Origin of the sequence: Streptomyces longhuiensis (assembly GCF_020616555.1) — a bacterium.
In the GTDB taxonomy this organism is placed as follows: Bacteria; Actinomycetota; Actinomycetes; order Streptomycetales; family Streptomycetaceae; genus Streptomyces; species Streptomyces longhuiensis.
This window is the reverse complement of record NZ_CP085173.1, coordinates 1,153,933-1,174,051: the sequence shown is the minus strand read 5'-3', so window position 1 is coordinate 1,174,051 and position 20,119 is coordinate 1,153,933. Positions and strand designations below refer to the sequence as shown.

23 protein-coding genes and 1 pseudogene are annotated in these 20,119 nt (G+C 69.6%); 12 read left to right on the top strand and 12 right to left on the bottom strand.

Translation table 11 applies throughout. The features are described from left to right. Nucleotides 1-32: 32 nt before the first annotated feature. Nucleotides 33-317 carry a hypothetical protein gene (locus tag LGI35_RS05570; RefSeq protein WP_227292787.1) on the top strand — a complete coding sequence of 95 codons (285 nt, stop codon included), beginning with the start codon at nucleotides 33-35 and terminating at the stop codon, nucleotides 315-317. Between the two features lie 35 nt (nucleotides 318-352). On the opposite strand, the gene LGI35_RS05565 is transcribed toward LGI35_RS05570, so the two are convergent. Then, nucleotides 353-664, bottom strand: a complete 312-nt coding sequence (locus tag LGI35_RS05565) for a hypothetical protein (protein WP_227292786.1) — start codon at nucleotides 662-664, stop codon at nucleotides 353-355. Between the two features lie 743 nt (nucleotides 665-1,407). Here LGI35_RS05565 and LGI35_RS05560 point away from each other — a divergent pair. Further along, complete coding sequence (locus tag LGI35_RS05560; RefSeq protein ID WP_227292785.1) at nucleotides 1,408-2,385, top strand: L-threonylcarbamoyladenylate synthase; 978 nt, start codon at nucleotides 1,408-1,410, stop codon at nucleotides 2,383-2,385. Nucleotides 2,386-2,752: 367 nt separating this feature from the next. On the opposite strand, the gene LGI35_RS05555 is transcribed toward LGI35_RS05560, so the two are convergent. Continuing rightward, nucleotides 2,753-2,926, bottom strand: coding sequence for a hypothetical protein (locus tag LGI35_RS05555; RefSeq protein ID WP_227292784.1), 174 nt, complete (start codon nucleotides 2,924-2,926; stop codon nucleotides 2,753-2,755). Between the two features lie 23 nt (nucleotides 2,927-2,949). After that, on the bottom strand, nucleotides 2,950-3,117 hold the full coding sequence (locus LGI35_RS05550) for a hypothetical protein (RefSeq protein ID WP_227292783.1): 168 nt from the start codon (nucleotides 3,115-3,117) through the stop codon (nucleotides 2,950-2,952). A 390-nt stretch (nucleotides 3,118-3,507) separates the two neighbouring features. On the opposite strand from LGI35_RS05550, the gene LGI35_RS05545 reads away from it, so the two are divergent. After that, nucleotides 3,508-4,278 carry a CAP domain-containing protein gene (locus LGI35_RS05545; protein ID WP_227292782.1) on the top strand — a complete coding sequence of 257 codons (771 nt, stop codon included), beginning with the start codon at nucleotides 3,508-3,510 and terminating at the stop codon, nucleotides 4,276-4,278. A gap of 17 nt (nucleotides 4,279-4,295) precedes the next feature. Further along, nucleotides 4,296-4,469 (top strand): annotated as a pseudogene (locus LGI35_RS05540) (thiamine pyrophosphate-dependent enzyme); the annotation flags it as partial. Between the two features lie 743 nt (nucleotides 4,470-5,212). On the opposite strand, the gene LGI35_RS05535 reads toward LGI35_RS05540, so the two are convergent. The 5 genes from LGI35_RS05535 to LGI35_RS05520 form a co-directional block, all read right to left on the bottom strand. After that, a complete protein-coding gene (locus LGI35_RS05535; protein ID WP_227300770.1) occupies nucleotides 5,213-5,512 on the bottom strand; it encodes an ATP-binding protein in 300 nt (99 codons plus the stop codon). Next, nucleotides 5,428-5,877: a serine/threonine-protein phosphatase gene (locus LGI35_RS46065; RefSeq protein WP_264484719.1), complete on the bottom strand. Its 450-nt coding sequence runs from the start codon at nucleotides 5,875-5,877 to the stop codon at nucleotides 5,428-5,430. Before LGI35_RS46065 ends, LGI35_RS05535 begins: the two co-directional genes overlap by 85 nt. Beyond that, complete coding sequence (locus tag LGI35_RS46060) at nucleotides 5,867-6,172, bottom strand: serine/threonine-protein phosphatase (RefSeq protein WP_264484665.1); 306 nt, start codon at nucleotides 6,170-6,172, stop codon at nucleotides 5,867-5,869. Before LGI35_RS46060 ends, LGI35_RS46065 begins: the two co-directional genes overlap by 11 nt. Before the next feature lie 157 nt (nucleotides 6,173-6,329). Beyond that, nucleotides 6,330-6,575: a DUF6332 family protein gene (locus tag LGI35_RS05525; RefSeq protein ID WP_227292781.1), complete on the bottom strand. Its 246-nt coding sequence runs from the start codon at nucleotides 6,573-6,575 to the stop codon at nucleotides 6,330-6,332. Nucleotides 6,576-6,702: 127 nt separating this feature from the next. Next, on the bottom strand, nucleotides 6,703-8,082 hold the full coding sequence (locus LGI35_RS05520) for an NAD-binding protein (protein WP_227292780.1): 1,380 nt from the start codon (nucleotides 8,080-8,082) through the stop codon (nucleotides 6,703-6,705). A gap of 553 nt (nucleotides 8,083-8,635) precedes the next feature. On the opposite strand from LGI35_RS05520, the gene LGI35_RS05515 reads away from it, so the two are divergent. Both LGI35_RS05515 and LGI35_RS05510 read left to right on the top strand, forming a co-directional pair. Beyond that, a complete protein-coding gene (locus tag LGI35_RS05515; RefSeq protein ID WP_227292779.1) occupies nucleotides 8,636-10,090 on the top strand; it encodes a ferredoxin reductase family protein in 1,455 nt (484 codons plus the stop codon). 31 nt (nucleotides 10,091-10,121) lie between these two features. Further along, complete coding sequence (locus LGI35_RS05510) at nucleotides 10,122-10,295, top strand: hypothetical protein (RefSeq protein WP_227292778.1); 174 nt, start codon at nucleotides 10,122-10,124, stop codon at nucleotides 10,293-10,295. Between the two features lie 26 nt (nucleotides 10,296-10,321). Here the strand turns inward: LGI35_RS05510 and LGI35_RS05505 are convergent, their stop codons facing one another. Beyond that, a complete protein-coding gene (locus LGI35_RS05505; RefSeq protein WP_227292777.1) occupies nucleotides 10,322-11,038 on the bottom strand; it encodes a Clp protease N-terminal domain-containing protein in 717 nt (238 codons plus the stop codon). Further along, nucleotides 11,035-11,256, bottom strand: a complete 222-nt coding sequence (locus LGI35_RS05500; RefSeq protein WP_227292776.1) for an AsnC family protein — start codon at nucleotides 11,254-11,256, stop codon at nucleotides 11,035-11,037. The genes LGI35_RS05505 and LGI35_RS05500 overlap by 4 nt, the downstream gene beginning before the upstream one ends. A gap of 123 nt (nucleotides 11,257-11,379) precedes the next feature. On the opposite strand from LGI35_RS05500, the gene LGI35_RS05495 reads away from it, so the two are divergent. From LGI35_RS05495 to LGI35_RS05470, 6 genes are all read left to right on the top strand, one after another. Then, the gene (locus LGI35_RS05495; protein WP_227292775.1) at nucleotides 11,380-12,588 is read left to right on the top strand and encodes a nitrate/nitrite transporter; all 1,209 of its coding nucleotides are present in this window, start codon (nucleotides 11,380-11,382) and stop codon (nucleotides 12,586-12,588) included. An 80-nt stretch (nucleotides 12,589-12,668) separates the two neighbouring features. Then, on the top strand, nucleotides 12,669-13,772 hold the full coding sequence (locus LGI35_RS05490; RefSeq protein ID WP_376600953.1) for an MFS transporter: 1,104 nt from the start codon (nucleotides 12,669-12,671) through the stop codon (nucleotides 13,770-13,772). Then, the gene (locus tag LGI35_RS05485) at nucleotides 13,769-16,069 is read left to right on the top strand and encodes a molybdopterin oxidoreductase family protein (protein WP_227292774.1); all 2,301 of its coding nucleotides are present in this window, start codon (nucleotides 13,769-13,771) and stop codon (nucleotides 16,067-16,069) included. Before LGI35_RS05490 ends, LGI35_RS05485 begins: the two co-directional genes overlap by 4 nt. A 9-nt stretch (nucleotides 16,070-16,078) precedes the next feature. Further along, nucleotides 16,079-16,681 (top strand): 4Fe-4S dicluster domain-containing protein, encoded by a 603-nt coding sequence (locus LGI35_RS05480; RefSeq protein WP_100594407.1) that lies wholly within the window; start codon nucleotides 16,079-16,081, stop codon nucleotides 16,679-16,681. Beyond that, nucleotides 16,678-17,334, top strand: a complete 657-nt coding sequence (locus LGI35_RS05475; protein WP_227292773.1) for a QcrA and Rieske domain-containing protein — start codon at nucleotides 16,678-16,680, stop codon at nucleotides 17,332-17,334. Before LGI35_RS05480 ends, LGI35_RS05475 begins: the two co-directional genes overlap by 4 nt. Further along, nucleotides 17,331-17,708: a hypothetical protein gene (locus LGI35_RS05470; protein ID WP_227292772.1), complete on the top strand. Its 378-nt coding sequence runs from the start codon at nucleotides 17,331-17,333 to the stop codon at nucleotides 17,706-17,708. The genes LGI35_RS05475 and LGI35_RS05470 overlap by 4 nt, the downstream gene beginning before the upstream one ends. A gap of 159 nt (nucleotides 17,709-17,867) precedes the next feature. Here LGI35_RS05470 and LGI35_RS05465 read toward each other — a convergent pair whose 3' ends face one another. Continuing rightward, on the bottom strand, nucleotides 17,868-18,512 hold the full coding sequence (locus tag LGI35_RS05465) for a response regulator transcription factor (RefSeq protein WP_227292771.1): 645 nt from the start codon (nucleotides 18,510-18,512) through the stop codon (nucleotides 17,868-17,870). A gap of 112 nt (nucleotides 18,513-18,624) precedes the next feature. Further along, nucleotides 18,625-19,998, bottom strand: a complete 1,374-nt coding sequence (locus LGI35_RS05460; RefSeq protein WP_227292770.1) for a sensor histidine kinase — start codon at nucleotides 19,996-19,998, stop codon at nucleotides 18,625-18,627. Nucleotides 19,999-20,119: the final 121 nt, after the last annotated feature.

The following is a 20,119-nucleotide window of genomic DNA, read 5'->3' as shown; positions in this document are numbered from 1 at the left end:
CGGTAGAGGAGCGTGAGCCTCGGCCTCCGACGTTGGAGCAGTTGTGGCAGGACGAGTTGGTCCAACAGGCAGGAACCCATTCGATCCTGGACGTCTTCCAGGTACTGGGGCCTGACGACACCCCGGACTACAACACCGTGGAGCCTGTGACGGCTGCGGAGGCGCGCGAGCTGCTGGGGACGGACAAGCTGACCCATGCCCACATCGAGGATTTTGGCGTCTTCCCGAGGTCGCGGTGGGTGGGCCGATGCGCGGTACTGCATGACGATCAGGGAGCGCCTCACGAGATCTACTTCTGGGGTCACTCGGGCGATTGAAGGTGGGGAACGTCAACGGCGGATGTCCAGCCCACTCACCGGTTCCACACCCGCTGGAACTCTTCGGCCGGGATGGCCTCCAGCGGGTCCTCTTCAGGGGCGACCGCTTGATCTGTCAAGAAGCCGTGCTCGTCCTCCAAGTGCTCCCAGCTGTACCGGTGGAGCTGGCCGGCCGACGTCAGCTCGGCTTGCTTGAGGACGACCAACTCGCCACGGTCGGGGACCGCCTCGATGTACCAGTGGCCGCCCTCCTCGTCCTCGTGGCGGAAGTAGTGCCGTAGGGTGGCGCGCTTGTCGAGTGCTCGGTAGTACGCCACGATCTCCGCGATGCGCTCCAGGCCAGCCACGGAACCATCGTGCCAGCGTGCGACACATGGTTGCGCCGTTCTGACATCTACGACTGACATCAGCGCCAATGGTGCAGAGTCTGACGCGAGGTGCCGTGCCGGGCCGAGACCTAATCGATCGGAGGCCCGCCGAGCATCTCGCGGACGGCCCGGTAGCGGTACGTGGCCAACTGGTGCACGTCCACAGCCACCGACGGAAGCACCCCTGCCTTACGGTGGCCGCGAAATGACGGACGTTCAGCCGAACGTGTCAACCATGTTCAGAGCTCCTGAGATCTCACACCGACGGCCTGACACCCAGCAAGGAAGGGCCAGGCGCGTCCGGTGCATGGGCGAAGGCCCGCAGCCTGATGGGCGCGGGGCGGGAAGGCTTCGGCCACAGTGGGGCATTCCGGATGGGTCGGAGATTTGGCCGCTGCGGCAGGAACCTACGCATGGGGAAGGTGATGTTCAGGGATCGGTCGGGCAGGTACTCCCGGGCAGACCGCTGTGAGCCCTCCCCAGCCGCCGCCTGGAAGTCCTCCTCCGGATGCTCGGGGAGAGGGCTGCCTTGCGAGATACACGGAGGGAGGAAGCCGTTTTGCGAGGCAGCCTGCGACCGGGAAGGCAATGCGTCTGGGAGTGACAGCCTCCGGCCGGGTCCGTCTTGCCCGGGCCGCGGGGGTGAGCGTGTATGGAACGGTGGTCGGCGCTGAGGTTGATCATGACCGTGGCCGGTTGTTCGCGCTCCTAGAATTGCGAGGGTGACGGCAAGAATCAGAGACATTGAGAAGGCGGCCGGTGTGCTGCGCGGCGGCGGCCTGGTGGCTCTCCCGACCGAAACCGTCTACGGTCTGGGCGCCAACGCCGAGGATCCCGCCGCCGTTGCGCGCATCTTCCAGGTCAAGGGGCGTCCGCCCTCCCACCCGCTGATCGTGCACATCGGTGGCGCGGAGCAGTTGGACGACTGGGTCGAGGACGTGTCCGAGACGGCGCGCCTGCTGGCCGAATGCTTCTGGCCGGGACCACTCACGCTGGTCCTGCGGCGCGGTCCCCGCGTGCCCCTCGAAGCGACCGGCGGTTTGGACACGGTGGCTGTGCGCGTGCCCGACCACCCCGTTGCGCTCGCGCTCCTGTCGGCCTTCGGCGGTGGTGTCACGGCCCCGTCCGCGAACCGTTTCGGCTCGGTCAGTCCCACGACGGCGGATCACGTCCGTGCCGAGCTCGGCGATGCGGTCGACTTCGTGCTGGACGGCGGTGCCTGCGAGGTCGGTGTCGAGTCGACCATCATCGATGTCACGGGCGATGCCCCGAGCATCCTTCGGCCGGGAGGGGTGACGCGGGAGGACCTCGAAGCGGTACTGGGGTGCCCGCTTACTGTGCCCTCGGCAAGTCGTGTTCGGGTGCCGGGCCAGCATCCGTCGCACTACGCGCCGCGTGCGAGGGTCATTCTCGTCGAGCCGGAGAAGGTCGTCTCCGAAGCGGAGCTGGCGCAGGAGCTGGGGCACCGGGTGGGCGTCTTTCTGCCTCCATCCTTCTCCGACGCGCCCCTGAAGCTCCACGCCGTGGTGACGGTCCCCGGATCGCTGGCTGCGTATGCGCGTGGTCTGTACGGATTCCTGCGCGAGCTCGATCAGCAGGGGTGCGACCTGATCTTCGCGTCCGTGCCCGTGGAGGAGGGCCTAGGACTGGCGATCGCCAACCGGCTCGGCCGCGCCGCGGGGCCCAGGCCCACCGTGTGACCGGCCCCGGCACTGTGCCCTTTGCTGCTCCCACGCTGTTGTCCTTCACCCGGAGCGGCTGAATCCCGGCGAACGCTCACAGGCGCCCCGTCACGCCTGGCAGGCTTGTGCGCATCCCGGCGTGACTGCGTGCGCGCCCTGCACCGTGCACGGTGCAGGGCGCAGGGGTGTGGCCTCGCCAGGCGGCGGCCCATCCGCGTGATCATCGAGAACTGGATCATCGCCTCGCTGGTCACGGGCAGTGTCCCGTAATCCCTTGCCAGACACCTCGAATGCATCAGCCAGCTCTGGGTGTGCTCAACCACCCACCGTCTCGGCAACATCACGAACCCCGCCCGATCGTCCGTGCGTTTGACGACCTGAACGGTCAGGGCGAGCGTTTCGCGGGCCCCCGGCGGATGAGGGCGCCGGTCGGCAGCCCAGATGACGCAGATGTCCCGGTGCAGCTCCGCCGGGTCAGCAGGCCGGTGGCCACGTCCCGTTCACCGATGTTCACGGCCGTCACGGTCACGACCAGCAGCAGGCCCAGACAGGCGGTCACGATGTGCCGCTTCCTGCCGTTGATCAACTTGCCGCGTCGAAGCCGCGTGACGCGGCTGGCTCCATCGCGGCGGCCTTCACCGACTGCGCGTCGATGATCCCCGCGGTAACTGTTCCACCAAGAAGACCGAAGGGCGGCGCCTGCACCACCTGCGGCATGGCGAGGCCGGCGCACCCGTCGTCCTGTGACATCAGCCACACAGGCTTTTGGCTCTGAGGCCATCGCTTAGTAGATCGAGGCTCGACGGCACGGCGCGTTTTATCCGCCTTGATGCAGAAATACTGCGAGCCAGATCGAGCGGTATTCGACCCGCTCCACGCTTTCGCCCGTTCGTGCGGCGAACAACCGCTTCTGACGGACCGACAGACTTCTTCGCCACCCCAGGAGCCCGACCAGCACGTCTGCGCGCCCGTTTCAAGAGCCGTCCATGGCTACGGGCCGGGGTAGTACTGCCGCCTGTTGCCGCACCCCGACAGCAGTTCCAAGAATGTCGGCCGCAAGGCGTCTCCGCGGCCCAGGTCAAGAACTGGGCAGAGCCGGACCCGCTGGAGGCGCTCCGCGATCACTGAGCGAGGTCACGCATGAGGAAGCACCGCAGGAAGACGAACTACCGGCCGATAGCCATCGCTGCCATCGCCGTAGGAGCCGTGGGTGTGCCCTCCGCCGCCATGGCCTGCCTGGGAACTCAGGGTGATGCGGGCGGTCGCCCCTCCGGCCACTGGGAGAAGGTGAGCGCCCACCAGAGGTGGTCGGGCTCGTCCTGGGGCCATGAGCCGGCTGCGGGAGCGTCGAAGAGTGCCACTGCGACTCCCAGTGAGCGGCAGGCCACTGCGACTCCCCGTGCACGCCAGACCACGGCGACTCCCCGTGCACGCCAGACCACGGCGACTCCCCGTGCACGCCAGACCAAGGCGACTCCCCGTGCGCGGCAGACCACTACCTCTCCCAGTGCACCCGCTACGACCGCACCGGCATCCGGGGACACGGCCCGCGTACTGACGCTCGTCAACAACGAGCGCAGCAAGGCCGGATGCTCTCCGCTGACCATGAACGCGAAGCTGACCAAGGCCGCTCAGGATCACAGCAAGGACATGGCATCCCACCAGAACATGTCCCACACGGGCTCCGACGGGTCGTCGCCCGATGACCGGATCACGCGTGCCGGTTACAGCTGGAGCTCCTACGGCGAGAACGTCGCCTACGGATACTCGACCCCCGAGAAGGTCATGGCGGCGTGGATGTCCAGCCCGGGCCACAAGCGCAACATCCTCGACTGCTCGTTCAAGGAGATCGGCATCGGCCTCGCGCAGCCTGACAGCTACTGGACCCAGGACTTCGGCACGGCCCGTTAGGGACACTGCAGGGATGGGCGAAGGACGACTTCGATGGCGACAACCCCTACGAAGTCGGCCAGACCGGTCTGATCGGCCATCCGGCCGCCGCGCACTCGATGGACGGAGCGGGCACCCTGTTGCTGCTCGGCACCGACTTTCCGCACCGGTACTGGTACCCACAGGGCAAGAAGGTCGTCCAGGTCGATCGGGCCCGTGCCAGGGGGCCCTTGCCGGCTCGACCCGCACATGTTCCGCCACCCGGACAGAGTCATGGTGACGCACCGCGAGCACCGGCGCCCGATCGGCGTGTCCCATCACAACAGGGCAGACGCTGCCTGATATGGCGCTAGGTGCCCGCAGATGTCATGGCGCGATGCGGTTTCGATGCCGCCGGTCCCGTGTCCGGCGGGCGCGCGGTGGCACACCTCAACCTCATGGAAATCTTCGCAGGGTCACGTTCGGTGTATGCCGGCCCTCGTCGAACCGGTGACGGCAGGCGGTCCGGCTGGTCGCCACCGCCTTGCGTTGATCGCGGGCATGATTGCCCGTCGAAACAGAGGTACTGCGAGTGGGGTATAGCCGGAAGGGAGCTTCGCTCTGCCTCGCAGCGCGCACCAGGCGCTGCACCTCCAACTGCCTTATCTCGGCGGCCGATCACAGGTCAGCGAACTCCTGCTGATCATCTGGTCGACGTGAACCGCCCCGGCGGCACTGTGGGGATGCCCATTGTGCCGCCGGGACGCAGAATCGGAGAACCTACTACCGTTGCCGGCTGGGCCGCAGTCCACTGGACCGGTCGTGCGCTATGGCAGTGGAAGGAACGGCAGGGGAACCCGTGGTCTCCACGCAGCACGGATCCACGCGGTATCGCTCAGAAACGCTTGGTGAGCTGGTCACGCTGGTCGAAGCCGCGCACGCCCCCGGCATGTGGACGAACCTGACTTTCGACCTGTCAGATCCGCAGCGCCAGCGGAACGTCAGCGTCACGCCAGACCTGCGAAGGATTGAAGTCCGGTTCTACGGAGCCGACACGACCTGGGTCTACGGACAGGACGCCCGACTGCGGGAATTGCTGCGCGATGAGGAACAGCCCGCGCCCTCCCTCATCGGTGGTACGGGCGTGGCACAGGCGCGGCGAGGTGCTACTGGCGTCCGCCACCTCGCAGGTCAGCACGTCCTGCCGGATCGGCCGGAGCCGGATGGGCTCTGCCCCGTAGCAGATGGCGTTGATGACCAGCTCGCTGAGCACCACTTCCGTAGTGAATTGCAGCTGCTCCAGGCTCCAGTCGGCGCGAGCCTGCGGACGGCCAGTGCGCGGGAGTCGGCGACGACGGCCGGGTCGCAGGCCAGATTCCAGGAGGCGACCTGGCCTGCGTCCAGGCCGTGGGTGCGGGCCAGGAGCAGGGCGCCGTCGTCGTCGGACGGTGGACCGGTGAGCAGGGCGCCCGTCACGTTCTCGCAGACGTCCTCCGACGTCGGGGCCGGGGCGGCCAGGGCCTCGGCGAGGCAATTCAGCCCGGGGTCGACGTCCCGGTCGCCAGCCCCGATGAGACCGTTGGTAAACAGAGTGAGGAGCGTGCCATCGGGCAGTTCCAGCTCGGCGGACTCAAACGGCAGGAACCCCAGGCCTGGCGGTGGCCCGGTTGGCAGTCGGGGGAGACGACAGTGCCGTCAGCCGCAACGGTGGCAGGTGGCAGGTGGCAGGTGGCAGGTGGCAGGTGGCAGGTGGCAGGTGACCGGCCCGGGCCAGCGTGCACCGCCGGGTGACCGGGTCGTAGACGGCGTACAGGCAAGTCGCTCCCAGCACGGAGCTGGCCACGGCCGGAGTGTTCGGGAGGACCGTGCGGCCAATCCTTCCGAGCCATCCACACCCGCCACCATGCACACGCGGTCCTCCCGGACCGCCAACCATTGTTAGGGACGCGCCATTGACTCCGCCCAACGCGCGACAGGCCGGAGCCTCCATCGCGCCCGGAGCGATTCAACCGCGCCAAGGACGCCGAGGTCCTGTCGCTGCGTCACCAGATCAAACGGCATGACGCGGCCTCCGCCGTTGACCTGACGCCCAGTCAGCGGTGTGGCGATCCGAACCGCCACAGGACGTGCACGACACGCAGCACCGCAAGAACGCCGCCCAAGACAGTCCCCGTAGCCAGCAACAACTGTTCAACGGCGCGAGGGAGGTGCCAGACGACGGTGGGACCGGCGATGGTCCCGAACGCGACACCACCGAGGAAGCACGCGCTGACCAGCGCATAGCCGATCTCGACGGTGATCGCGTCCCGCTCGGCCTGGCTGCGCCGCTTCGACCCCATGGGGGAAGCATCGCAGCCGGACCGACGGGCGGCCACGTACGTGCAGCTCTTCAGGTCGTGTCCGACAAATGATCTCTGCGACACCTCGGTGTCCGAGGTGTCGCAGAGTGTGGCCCATGGAGGCCCCTCAGTTCGTGGCCGCTGATGCCTCGACGTCCGACGCAGTGTGGCCGGCCTCGCTCTCGTTCGCGCCCTGCCGGGGATCGGTGGGGCGTGTGTCCCACGTGGCGAGGTCGACCACCTGGCCGTCCGGGAACAGGGCACAGGTGCGGTCCTCGGCGACGAAGACGCTGGACGGCTCGGCCCCCAGAACGGACGCGGCGACGAACGCGCCGACGATGCGGGGGAAGTCGCAGACCGCGCCGATCCGGAACAGCGACTGCGAGTCCGTCGTGACCTCGTCGCTTCCGGCGCGCAGGATGATCCGCTGGTCGGGGGCGACGGCCCGGGCCGCGACAGCGACAGCCATGTTCGCCAGACTGTCCGAGCCGACCGCGGCAAGACCGCGGGCCCGCAGGACGGAGAGGCGTTCGAGCAGGAAGCGGTCGCCGCCCCGGCCGAGGACGACGGGGATGTTCAGGGAGCGGGCCAGGGGCAGGCACGCCGCCTGGGGGTTGCGTTCCACGGCGACGACCTTGATGCCGAGGTCCTTCAGCCGCGCGGACAGCCGCAGGCCCACCTGTCCGAGGCCGACGACGATGACGTGGCCGCGGCGCGGGATGGAGCGGGCGCCCAGGATGCTCGTCATGCGGTGCCCGGTGAACCGGTCGACGACGCTCGCGGTGAAGATGGCCGCCAGCACCAGGACCGCGAGCATGGAGACGGCGGACAGGACCTTGTACCAGCCGGGTCCGTGCTCGGCCGCCGGCGAGGAGCCGATCGTGGTGAGGGCGCGGGCGGCGTTCCACACGGAGTCGGTCCAGTGCTCGTGCAGGACGAGGATGCCGAGCGCGATGTCCACCGAGAAGGCCACCGACAGAGCGGCCAGACTCGCGATGAGCGCCTTGGCCGAGGTCCCGAGGGAGCGCAGCCACGCACGGAAGGACGCCCGGGGGTGAACGGGTGCGTGGGCCGCGAGAGCACGTCCGTGCAGGTGCTCGACGGAAGTGGTCCCGTCTTCCCGCCGGACCGCGATGACGCCGCCGCCGTCGGGCTGGAGCATGGCGTAGCTCGGAGCGAGGCACTCGGCCAGGAGGCTCGGCACGATGGCATCGGTCATGCTCAGAACGGTGCAGTTGGGGACCGTACGGGAGACCTCGTCGGCGACCGTGCGGTCGAAGAGGGTCACGACCAACCGGATGCCCGGCTTGAGGTGTTCGGCCAGCAGGGCATAGCGCAAGGCGACGATGTCGTCGCGGGAGACGACGGCGACGGCGTCGACGGACTGATCGAGGTGCTCGCTCAGCGTGTCGTCATCGGGCCGCGGCAGGCGGTGCACCGTGCCGTACCAGCGGCCGATGTGGGCGGCGGCGGAGCGACCCAGTGCCTCGTCGTCCTCGATGATCACAATGCGCTGACCCGGCGGGGGTATGTGGGGAGGTGCCTCGTCCTGAAATGTCTGCGGGTTCAAACCGTCGGCCTTTCTGCACGGGTGGGGGCTGCTCTGAGCCGCCTGTTGATCAGTGCGCCCGGCATGCCTGGTCGAGGCTCGGTGCGGGGGCTTCGGCGCGGGCCGGTCCGGCCGGCACATCTGTCTCGTGAGCCGTGTCCGATGAGTGAGGCACGGTCGGGAGGAGCCGAAGACGTGTTCTTTGTACCAGGGGGTGAGTGGTTCGTATCTCGCTCCACAGGGGCGTCGGTTCCCCGGCCTGTCCGACAATGTGTACAAGAAGTCGAAGTCCTTTGTGCGGTACGGGAGTCACTCTTGTCCGGGACGGTGACCTGGCGAAGAAGTCGCAAACGTGGAGCAGTGTTTCCGGCGCGGTCGCGCGGCCCTCCGTCCGGGTTGGGCGCGGCCGTGGCTTAACCACTCGTGAGGCGATCCTCAAGCCCGCCTTAAGGATCAGTGTGAAGGCTCTGACCTGGCCTTCTTCACCCCTTCCCACCCCTACTGTGGCTGCGTGACGACCGAGGCCGCCAGCACATCCGAACTCTCCAGGTACCCCGCACTGAACGCGTACCTGCGCCACGTCGAGGGGCCGGGCGCGGAACTCCCGCCCGTACCCCCGCGGCCCACTCGCCGGCCCCGCATCGGCCGCCCCGCCGCGCCCCTGCGCATCTCGCCCCGCGCGCTGCGCGCCGGCATCGTCGTGGGCGGCATCGGCGTCGGCGCCCTCTGGGCCGTGCAGGCCGAACCGTCGGCGCGCCTGGACGCGCTCTTCGCGACCGGCGCTCATCTCACTGGACTGCTCGCCGGCTACGGCGTCCTCGTCATGCTCTTCCTCATGGCGCGCATCCCCGCGGTCGAGCACGGTGTCGGCGCCGACCGCCTCGCCCGCCGTCACGCCACCGGGGGCCGTCATGTCCTGGAGCTGTGCGCGGCCCATCTGGTCCTCGCGGTGTGCGGATACGCCACCCACGCCGGCACCGACCTCGTGTCCACCGTCGTGGATCTCCTCGGCTACCCGGCCATCGCGGCCGCGTTCGCCGGTACGGGCCTGCTCGTCGCCGTGGGCGTGAGCAGCGCTCGTGCGGTGCGCCGCCGCGTCACCCACGAGACGTGGCGGGCCCTGCATCTGCTCACCTACCTGGGCGCCGCGCTGGGCTTCGTGCATCAACTCGCGGGCCCGGACGTCGCAAGCGACGTCCTCACGCGGTGGCTGTGGGCCCTCCTGCACGCGGCCGTCGCCGTACTGCTCGTCTGGTACCGGCTGGTCGTGCCCGTCCACCAGGCGCTACGGCACAGCCTGCGCGTGGTCGCCGTCCATGGTGAAGGGCCTGGCGTCTTCTCCGTCGTCATGCAGGGCATCGGGCTCGACGGACTGCGTGCCGAGCCCGGCCAGTTCTTCCGCTGGCGATTCCTCAGGGGCGGGCTCTGGCACACGTCGCTCCCGTTCTCCCTCTCGGCGCCGGTGCGCGGCGACGCACTGCGTATCACCGTCAAGGCACTTGGCCGGCACACGCGCCGCGTCCGCAGGATCGCGCCGGGCACGCGCGTCCTGGCCACCGGCCCGTTCGGCGCGCTCACCGCGCACCGCCGCACCCGGCGCAAGGTGCTGCTCCTGGCGGGCGGCGTCGGCATCACACCCCTGCGGGCCCTGTTCGAGACGCTGCCCGGGGCGCCGGGCGACCTCACTCTCCTCTACCGCGCGAGCACGGCCGAACATCTCCTCCTGAGTGGGGAGTTGGAGGCGATCGCCCGCAGCAGGCAGGCGGCCCTGCACTATCTGCTCGGCCCGTCGGACGCCTCGTTCGACCCGCTCGCACCGCAGGCCCTGCGCAATCTCGTACCCGAACTCGCCGAGCACGACGTGTACGTGTGCGGGCCGCCCGGCATGACCTCCGCGGCCACGACGGCGCTGGTCCGGGCCGGGGTGCCCGAGGATCACATCCACGCAGAGTGCTTCACGTTCTGACCCGGCCCGGACCGAAACAGAGAGACCGACCATGGGACGCCACCGCAAGCCCGCAGGCCCCACGCCTCTCCCCACTCTCACGACCCGCCGCCGTCTTGCGGCGGGGCTCGCGGGGGCCAGCGCGCTCGTCGCGACGTTCCTCGTCCTCACCGTCGACCCGGCGGCCCCGCCCGCCCCCGACCGGACCACGGCGACGGCGCCGTAGCCACATGGCCGGAGGGAAGGAGGGGATCAGCTCGCCTGCCGGTACCGGTCGGTGATCGCGGTGCGCAGCTCCGGGGCCGAGGCGCCGAGCGCCGACAGCACCGAAGGCACGAGGCCGCTGGTCATGGTGACGAGGCTGAGGCCGAGGTGCTCGACGCCGATGTGACTGTCGTGCCGGGCCTGTGCCTCGCGGACGGTGTTCGCAAGGCTCTCCTTGGCGCGAGGGGAGAACCGGATGTGCCCGCTGGGGCGAGCGCCGGCTGCTTGGTACAGGCCCGTGGGGGCGGCGGCCGGTGCCGTGAGGACGGGGCGTCGGGCGGCGCGTCGGCGTCGCCAGTGGCGGGCGAGGGCCGTGGGCACCGCGCGACGCGGGCCGCGCCTCGACGGGCGGCGCCCATCGTGGACGGCACTGCCGGCGCGCGCGAGGGCTTCCGGTCCGAAGGACTCCTCGATCCTGGCGCGTACCGCGTCGATGTCGATCCCCACGGACGCCAGCGCGTCCCGGTCGAGGGTGCCGAACAGGCGGGACCCGCCCCCGAGTCCGACCAGACGCACGATCTCGTCCTCCACGCCCTGCGGCGTCACGCCGTGCTCGCGCAGTACGGCGCTCGCGGGCTGGTCCATGGAGACGAGGGCGAGCAGGAGATGCTCCGGGCCGACGTGGTGGTGGCCGAGCCGGCGGGCGTGTTCCTGGGTGTGGACCACCACGGTGCGGGCGTCCGGGCTGAAGCGTTCGAACATCATCGACTCCCCATCATGCGGCCGTACTTGCGGTGCACGGTCTGCTTGGTGACGCCGAGCCGCTCAGCGATGTCCTGCCAGGACCATCCCAGCTTGCGGGCGTTCTCCACCTGGAGGATCTCCAGTCGTTCGGTGAGTTCTCGTAGGGCGGCCACCGCGCGGAGCCCGGTGTCCGGGTCGCTGCTGGCTGCGCCCTCGGCGATTTCGAGTGTGCTCTCCATGGCCGTCAGCATATGCTGACGGCCGGGCTGGCGTCAACATATGCTGACGCCGGCCCGGGGTGAGCGAATCGAACGGACCACCAGATCAGGCCGGGACGCTCCGGGTCTTCCTAGCATCGGCATGTGGAACACCTCGCACCGGAGCAGACGACGGCCCGGCCGCCCGCCGCGGCCTACCGCAACCTGGCCGTGGCCACCGTCGGGTTCGCCCTCACCTTCTGGGCGTGGGCGCTCCTCGCGCCGCTGGGTGGCGACTTCAAAGACCGTCTGAACCTGAGCTCGTTCCATCAGTCGTTCCTCGTCGCGGTGCCCGTCATCGTGGGCTCCCTCGGCCGCGTCCCGGTCGGCGCGCTGACCGACCGCTACGGCGCCAAGCTGATGTTCCCGCTGGTCTCCGCCCTGACGATCATCCCCGTGCTCCTGGTCATCCCCGCCAAGAACTCCTTCGTCGCGATGCTCGGTGTCGGCTTCCTGCTCGGTATCGGCGGCACCACGTTCGCCATCGGCATCCCGCTCGTGAACTCGTGGTTCCCGCCGGCCCGCCGGGGGTTCGCGCTCGGCATCTTCGGTATGGGCATGGGCGGTGTGGCCCTGTCCGGCTATTTCACGCCGCGCATCTCCAAACACGGTGAGAACCTGCCGTTCCTCGTCGTGGCCGTCGCGCTGGCCGTGTACGCGCTGCTCGCTCTGTTCCTCATCACCGACCGCCCCGACCGGCCGATCCCCAGCAGCCCCCTCGCCACCCGGCTCGGGCAGGCGGGACGTCTGAGGGTGACATGGGAGCTGTCGGGCCTCTATGCGATCGGGTTCGGCGGCATCGTCGCCTTCGGCGTCTACCTGCCCACGTATCTGAAGACCTGGTACGAGCTCGACCCCACCGACGCGGGCACCAAGGCGGCCGGATTCGCGCTGGTCACGGTCGTCTTCAGGCCCATCGGTGGCTGGCTGTCCGACCGGATCCACCCCGCCACCGTCACCGCCTGCGCCCTCGCCGTCGTCGCGCTCTTCGCGATCATCCAGGCCTTCGACCCGCAGCTGAACCCGACAGGCACGGTCTGCTTCCTGCTGATGGCCGCCGGACTCGGCACGGCCAGCGGCAGCGTCTTCGCGCTCGTCTCCCAGGTCACTCCGCAACCGCAGGTCGGCTCCGTCACCGGCATCGTCGGCGCGATGGGTGGCCTCGGCGGGTTCGTGCCACCGCTCGTCATGGGTGCGGTCTACAGCGCCAAGAACTCGTACTCCATCGGATTCATGCTGCTGTCCGACCTCGCTCTCGCCGGCTGCGTCTACGCGTACGGCCGCATGCGGAACATCGGGGCGGAACGGCCATAGGGCGTGCGTCCCGCCGACACGTCACTCATGCGCCTCCCAGAACGGGCAAAACTCGTATAAAACTCCCTATCGTAGGCCGGGTGACTGAGCCACCCGCACCCCCCGTCGCCGACACCCTGGACGCGTCACCGCCCGCCGGCGCGGCCCGCAGGCCCGGACCGCGTTCGGTCGCGGGGCGGGCCACGCTCGCCGGCGTCATCGTGTCCGTACTCCTCATCCTGGCCATCGTGTTCGGCAGCCGGCTGCTCAAGGACTTCGACTCGGCACTCCTGCCGTACGCCGTCGCCACCGTGTTCCTGGCCTTCGGCGTCGCCTACCGGTACACCGTGTGGATCTCCGCCCCCGGCGCCCGCCGTCTGTTCAAGCAGGGCTGGCGCAGCCTGTTGTCGGTCGACAACTTCCGCAAGGCACCCACCGCGCTGCCGGGGATGATCGCCACCTACCTCGGCTTCCAGAAGTTCCTCGGCGCCCGCTCGCACGCCCGCTGGGCCGCCCACCAGCTGATCTTCTGGGGCTGCATCCTGGCCGCCCTGATCACCTTCCCGCTGACCTGGGGGTGGTTCACGTTCACCTCCCCGTCCGGCGCGGGCCCCGGCTACGCGATGCGGATCTGGGGCATCAAGGTCATCGGCTTCGACTCGCTGAACATCCTCGGCTGGCTGATGTTCCACGGCCTGGACATCGCAGCCGTCCTGGTGATCCCCGGCGCCTCGTACTTCCTGTGGCGGCGCATGAAGGACCGCGGCGCCATGACCGGCCAGCGTTTCGCCTACGACCTGGTCCCGCTGATCGCTCTGATCGTCATCTCGGTGACGGGCCTGCTCCTCACCTTCTCGTCGATCTTCCTGCACGGCGGTGGCTACGAGTTCCTGGCGATCCTGCACATGGTGTCGGTGGTCTTCACCCTCATCTACATCCCGTTCGGGAAGTTCTTCCACATCGTGCAGCGGCCGGCCGCCGTCGGCATGCAGCTGTTCAAGTACACGGCCCGCCAGGACCAACAGCTCTTCCACTGCAAGCGCTGCGGTCAGCTGATCGACACCGCCCCGTACGTCGAGAACCTCCAGGGCACCATGCGCGACCTCAAGCTCGACTTCGACACCTGGACCGAGTACTGCCCGCGCTGCAAGCGGGTGCTGCGCGGCACCGCATACCTCAGCGACGTGAAGAGGGGCTTCAAGTGACCCGGCAGTACATCCCGCTTGACCCCTCCATCGCACCGCCCGGCACCCGCAACTTCCGCGACGCGGGCGGTATCCCGGCCGACCAGTGGCACGCCGACCAGAACGGCGAGACCCTCGTCCCCACACACTGCTGCTTCTGCGGCGTGCAGTGCGGGATGTATCTGCGCGTCGACAAGGGCGGCAAGGTGTTCGGCGTCGAGCCCCGCAACCACGACATCAACCGGATGCGGCTCTGCCCCAAGGGCATCAACGCCTACCAGCAGATCAACCACCCGGACCGGCTGACCGCCCCCCTCATGCGCCGCTCCCGCGACGAACCCTTCCGCGAGGCGACCTGGGAGGAAGCCCTCGACTTCACCGTCTCCGAGATCCGCCGCATCCAGTCCGCCCACGGCAACGACGCGTTCGGGCTGCTCGGCGGGGCGAGCCTGTTCTCCGAGAAGACTTATCTGGTCGGCAAGTTCGCGCGCGTCGCCCTCAAGACGAAGCACGTCGACTACAACGGCCGCCTGTGCATGGTCTCCGCCGCCGGAGCCAACAAGCTCTCCTTCGGCATCGACCGGGCCGGCAACCCGTTCTCCGACATCCTCCTCTCCGACTGCCTGCTGATCGCCGGGTCGAACGTGGGGGAGTGCTTCCCGGTGATGACCCAGTACGTGTGGGGCGCCCGCGACCGGGGCGCCGTCCTCATCGTCATCGACCCGCGCGAGACGTCCATCGCCCGCACGGCCGACATCCACGTCGCCCTCAAACCGGGCACCGACTCCGCGTTCTTCAACGCCGTACTGAACGTCGTCATCCGCGAGAACCTCGTCGACGAGGAGTACGTGGCCGCACACACCACCGGCTGGGACGAGGTCAAGGCCACCGTCGCGACGTACACCCCGGATCGGGCCGCCGAGATCTGCGGGATCCCCGCCGCACAGGTCGTCCAGGTCGCCAGGGCCTTCGCGGGCGCCGACAACGCCATGGCCTGGCACGCCCGGGGCATCGAGCACCACTCGCAGGGCGTCGAGAACTGCCTCACCGTCATCAACCTCTGCGTGGCCACCGGCAACATCGGCAAGCCCGGCGCCGGCTACGGCACCATCACCGGCCAGGGCAACGGCCAGGGCGGCCGCGAACACGGCCAGAAGGCCGACCTGCTGCCCGGCGGGCGCTCCATCCTGAACCCTGACCACCGACGGCAGATCTGCGAGATCTGGGGCATCGAGGAGTCCGAACTCCCCGCCGCCGGCACATCGATGATGGAAATGGTCTGGCAGATGCAGCGCCAGGAGATCCGCGGCCTGATCGGCATCTGCAACAACCCGTTCGTCTCCCTGCCCAACTACAAGACGGTCAAGGACGGTTACGACACCCTCGAGTTTCACGCCCAGTTCGACTTCTTCCTCTCCGAGACGGCGGACAACGCCCACGTCGTCTTCCCCGTCACCACCTGGGCCGAGGACGAAGGCGTGATGGCCAACGCCGAGGCCAGGGTCGTCAAGCACAACAAGGCCCAGGAACCGCCGGAGGGCGTACGCACCGACACCTGGGTCATGTGCCAGCTCGCCCAACGCCTCGGCGTGGGCGACAAGTTCGACTATCCCGGCTCCCGCGAGGTCTTCGAGGAACTGCGCATCGCGTCGGCCGGCACGGTCATCGACTACTACGGAATCACCTACGACCGCCTGGAAGAGACCGGGGGCATCGCCTGGCCGTGCCCCTCCACCGACCACCCCGGCACCCCCCGCCTCTTCGAGGACGGCAAGTCGTACCACCCCGACGGCAAGATCCACCTCCAGACCGTGGAGTGGCACCCGCCGATGGACCCGTACGACGACGACCACCCCATGTCGCTCACCACCGGCCGCACCGTCGCCCACTTCCTGTCCGGCAACCAGACGCGCCGACTCGCCGGCCTCGTCGAACAGACCCCGCGCCCATGGGCGGAAGTACACCCCTCGCACGGCTTCAAGAACGGTGAACCGGTACGCGTCGTGACGCGCCGCGGCAGTGAGGTCTTCCCCGCCCTGGTCACCGAGGCGATCCGCCCCGACACCGTCTTCGTGCCCTACCACTGGCCGTACCCCACCGCCGCCAACGCGCTCACCATCGACGCCCTCGACCCCCGTTCCAAGATCCCCGAGTACAAGGTCTGCGCCTGCCGCATCGAGGCCGCCGAACAGATCGACGAGGTGCCTGCGCCCCCGACCGCGCCGGGCCAGGCCGCGTACCCGGAAGCCCAGGTGTCCCGCACCGACCCCCTGCCGCCCACGGCCCCGCAGGGCCGTGGCACCGCCGAGAGGAGCTGAGGTCACGCCATGATGGGCAGAACGATCTTCATCGACCCGGGCCGGTGCATCGGCTGCCAGGCGTGTGTGTCCGCCTGCCGGGAGTGCGACTCTCACCGCGGCAAATCCATGATTCACCTCGACTACCCCGACGAAGGCCACTCCGTGGCCTCCCTTCCCACGGTGTGCATGCACTGCGAGGACCCCGTCGCCCCCTGCGCCGAGGTGTGTCCCGCCGACGCGATCCTGGTCACCGCCGACGGTGTGGTGCAGCAGGCCGACACCACCCGCTGCATCGGCTGCGCCAACTGCGTCAACGCCTGCCCCTTCGGCGTACCGAAGATCGACCTCCAGGCCAAACTGCAGATGAAGTGCAACCTCTGCTACGACCGCACCGCCTACGGACTAGCCCCCATGTGCGCCACGGTCTGCCCCACCGGCGCGCTCTTCTACGGCACGCTCGAGGACCTCCAGGCCGAGCGGCCGGGCGTCCAGGTCGCGGACTCCTTCACGTTCGGCGACGTCGTCGTCAACACCGGCGTGGCGATGGTCGTCCCCGCCGACAAGGTCCAGTGGCCGGTGCCCGGAGGACTGCCGATCGTCCAGGTCAACGGGAAGGACGTGACCCGATGAGCGTCACCGAGCAGCCCCCGGTCCCCGAACACGGCACCGACGACAACACTGCCCAGGCGGCACTCGAGGACCGCATCTCCGCCGACTCCCTCACCACGCGCCGCGACTACCTCCGTATCGTCGCCACCGTCTCCGGCGGCCTGGCCGTCGGAGGCATCGCCGTCGCCGGGGGAGTGCTGCACCGGCACGGCGACATCGACAGCGCACCGGACGCCAAGCGGATCACGGACCGCCTCGCCCCCGGCGAGTCCATCGCCTTCCGCTATCCCGGCGAGGACGACCGCGCCGTCGCCGTCCGCCTCACGGACGGCAGCCTCGTCGGCTACTCCGCCGTCTGTACGCACCTGGCCTGCGGCGTGCTCTGGCGCAAGGACCGCGGCAGCGAGGGCGAGCTGTACTGCCCCTGCCACGAAGGCATTTTCGACGCCCGCACCGGCGAAGTCACCGCCGGCCCGCCACCGCGCGGCCTGCCCAAGGTGCTGCTCGTGGAACAGCCCGACGGCAGCGTCTGGGCGGTCGCCACGGCCCGCTCAGGAGAGAGCCCCCAGGACGCGGTGTGCCGCGAGTTCGCCGACGTGGGGCCTGAGGCGAGAGCCCAGATGGGCTGCCCCGTCGCGAACGGCGCCAACGGGGAGAGGAAGCAGCAGACATGAGCACCGAACAGCCCGAAGGCGTCCCCCCGAGGCCCCACTACACCCCTGGCAGCGCCCAGCCGCGCCTCAACCGCCCCGTCAAGGAGCGCTACCCGCAGATCCGCCCGACCAGCGGCTACGGCGACCCCAGGATCCGGCACACGGGTCCGGGGCCCGGCGCAGGCACCGACCAGGAGCCGGAACGCTCCTCGAAACTCACCGCCCGCCTCGTCCTGGCGATGACCGTGGTCATCGGCCAGCTCTGGGGCCTCAGTGTGATCGTCAACGAGTGGATGATGGGCGAGACCGGCACGGCCTGGTGGGGCGCGGGCTTCCTGTGCCTGTCGTTCCTGGTGGTCCTGGGGCTGTGGCTGCTCGACCCGAAGGACCGCTGAACTCCCGGCCAAGCGGGCTCGGTTACGGCCCACAGGTCCGGCCTGGACCCCGGCGGACGGGTGTCACTTACGGCACCCCTAGGTCTGGCCTGAACCCCGGCGGACCGGTGTCAGCCACGGCCCATAGGTCCGGCCTGTCCCCCGGTGGACCGGCGTCGCTCACGACTCCAGGTAGCGCAGTACGGCCAGCACGCGCCGGTTCGCGTCCTCCGACGCGGGCAGGCCCAGCTTGCCGAAGATGGCCGCGACGTGCTTCTCGACCGTGCCCGCCGACACCACCAGCGCCTGCGCGATCGCGGCGTTCGTTCTCCCCTCGGCCATCAGCGCCAGCACCTCACGCTCGCGTGCCGTCAGCGACTCCAGGTCGTCCCCACGACGGCTCGCACCGGCCAACTGCGTGACCACTTCCGGGTCGAGAGCGGTGCCACCGGCGGCGACGCGGGACAGGGCGTCGGTGAACTCGGCGACGTTCGCCACTCGGTCCTTGAGCAGGTAGCCGACCCCGGCCGAGCCCGCGGCGAGCAGCCTGGTCGCGTACTTCGTCTCGATGTACTGGGAGAACAGCAGCACACCCGTGCCCGGGTGCTCGCGCCGGATGCCGATCGCGGCTCGCAGGCCCTCGTCGGTGTGGGTCGGCGGCATCCGGATGTCGACAACGGTGACGTCGGGCCGGTGCTCGGCGACGGCGGCGAGGAGTGCGTCGCCGTCGGGCACGGCCGCGCACACCTCGTGGCCACGCTCGGTGAGCATCTGGGCCAGCAACTCCCGCAACACGGCGGCATCTTCGGCGATCACGATGCGCATGGGGGCATGCTCTCACGGGTCCGATCGGGGGACGACAGGCGCCGACGTGCTGCGCGAGACCCGTCCACGAGGTCACTCGCCTTGTCATCCATGCCTTCACTCACCGTGTGACTCAAGCGTGGAGCGGCAGTTCCACCGTCACCGCGGTCGGCCCGCCGCTCGGGCTCGACACGTCAAGGCGCCCGTCCACCGTCCGCACCCGCTGCTGAAGGCCCGTCAACCCGCTTCCGCCGCCGAGTATCGCCCCGCCGCGGCCGTCGTCCGTGACCCGCAGCCGCAGCAACCCGTCCTCCTGCGCCACCCGCAGCACCGCCCGGCGCGCGCCGCTGTGCTTGATGACGTTGGTGAGCAGCTCCGCCGCGCAGAAGTAGGCGATCGTCTCGATCGCCGGCGTCGGCCGCCGCGTCACGTCCACCGAGAGCTCCACCGGCACGGTGCTCCGCGCGGCCAGTGTCGACAGTGCGTCGGGCAGGCCGTCGTCGAGGGCCGGGGGGTGGATGCCACGCGCCAGGTCCCGCAGCTCGGCGAGGGCCTCGGTGGCGTTGCGGTGTGCGGTGTCCACGAGTTGCCGTACCCGGGCCGGGTCCGCGACCGGTTCTCCCTCCCCGCCCAGCCGCTCCTTCGCCATGTCGAGGCTCATCGCCAACGCGACCAGCCGGACCTGCGCCCCGTCGTGCAGATCGCGCTCCAGGCGGCGCAGCAAGGCCGCCGAGTCGTCGACGGCGAGAGCGCGGCTCTCCTCCAAACTCCGCACACGTTCGGCGAGTTGGCCCGGTCCGAGCAGCGCCCGGATGAGCCAGCGGTCCACGGCGACGACGCCACGCGTGAACCAGGGCGCCGCCAGCAGCGTCACCGCGCCGATCGCCGCCGCCGCGAAGGTCCCGGCGAAACTCGTACTGTGCGGGGCGCCACCGCCGAAGGGGATCGGCGTGATCGTCGGCATCCCCGCCTCGCCGGCGGCCGGGCGCTGGTGGAAGGCCGCCCAGCGCAGTGGTGCGGAGAGATTGAGCAGGGCGGTCAGCCACCAGCCGACGGCGTACAGGCCGAAGGCGGCGACGGGCAGCTTCACCAGGACGTACGCCACCGAACGCCACCCCGCCGCATCGCGCAGCCGAGCGTCCAGCCGCGCGAACGCCTTCCCCGTCGGTCGCAGCCGCGGCGGCGCCTCCACCCGCTCGCCCAGCAATCCCTGGGCGAGCCGACGATGCACGGCGGCGCAGCAGCGCGCGAGGCCGACCGCCGAGACGACGAGCGCAAGCCCGAGGACGGCGCCGACGAGGGAGGCGGTGAGACCGGCGCCGAGGGCGAGCAGGACGAGCACGAGGACGGTGCCGACGACGGCCAGGGGGAAGCCGATCAGACAGTACGCGGCCTCGGCCCAGGCCCGAGCCATGAACGGCGCGCGCAGGACAGTGCCCAGGGAGACCCGACGTAAGGGCTCGGCCCGCGCGCCTTCCGGCGGCCGGTCCCCGGCTGACTCGTACATGGCTCAAGTCTCCTGTACGTAAGCACCGATGCGCGTATGTCTTTGCTGAACGTCGCTGCCGTACGTCGCTGCCGTACGTCGGTGCTGTACGTCCCTGTCGTATGTCTTTGGTGGATGCCTT

Excerpts from the sequence above, each read along its gene's own strand:
- LGI35_RS05545 (WP_227292782.1), top strand. The coding sequence starts at position 3,508 with ATGAGGAAGCACCGCAGGAAGACGAACTACCGGCCGATAGCCATCGCT.
- LGI35_RS05505 (WP_227292777.1), bottom strand. The coding sequence starts at position 11,038 with ATGATGTTCGAACGCTTCAGCCCGGACGCCCGCACCGTGGTGGTCCAC.
- LGI35_RS05500 (WP_227292776.1), bottom strand. The coding sequence starts at position 11,256 with ATGGAGAGCACACTCGAAATCGCCGAGGGCGCAGCCAGCAGCGACCCG.
- LGI35_RS05550 (WP_227292783.1), bottom strand. The coding sequence starts at position 3,117 with ATGTCACAGGACGACGGGTGCGCCGGCCTCGCCATGCCGCAGGTGGTG.
- LGI35_RS05470 (WP_227292772.1), top strand. The coding sequence starts at position 17,331 with ATGAGCACCGAACAGCCCGAAGGCGTCCCCCCGAGGCCCCACTACACC.
- LGI35_RS05525 (WP_227292781.1), bottom strand. The coding sequence starts at position 6,575 with ATGGGGTCGAAGCGGCGCAGCCAGGCCGAGCGGGACGCGATCACCGTC.
- LGI35_RS05510 (WP_227292778.1), top strand. The coding sequence starts at position 10,122 with ATGGGACGCCACCGCAAGCCCGCAGGCCCCACGCCTCTCCCCACTCTC.
- LGI35_RS05465 (WP_227292771.1), bottom strand. The coding sequence starts at position 18,512 with ATGCGCATCGTGATCGCCGAAGATGCCGCCGTGTTGCGGGAGTTGCTG.
- LGI35_RS46060 (WP_264484665.1), bottom strand. The coding sequence starts at position 6,172 with ATGGTTGGCGGTCCGGGAGGACCGCGTGTGCATGGTGGCGGGTGTGGA.
- LGI35_RS05480 (WP_100594407.1), top strand. The coding sequence starts at position 16,079 with ATGATGGGCAGAACGATCTTCATCGACCCGGGCCGGTGCATCGGCTGC.
- LGI35_RS05475 (WP_227292773.1), top strand. The coding sequence starts at position 16,678 with ATGAGCGTCACCGAGCAGCCCCCGGTCCCCGAACACGGCACCGACGAC.
- LGI35_RS05460 (WP_227292770.1), bottom strand. The coding sequence starts at position 19,998 with ATGTACGAGTCAGCCGGGGACCGGCCGCCGGAAGGCGCGCGGGCCGAG.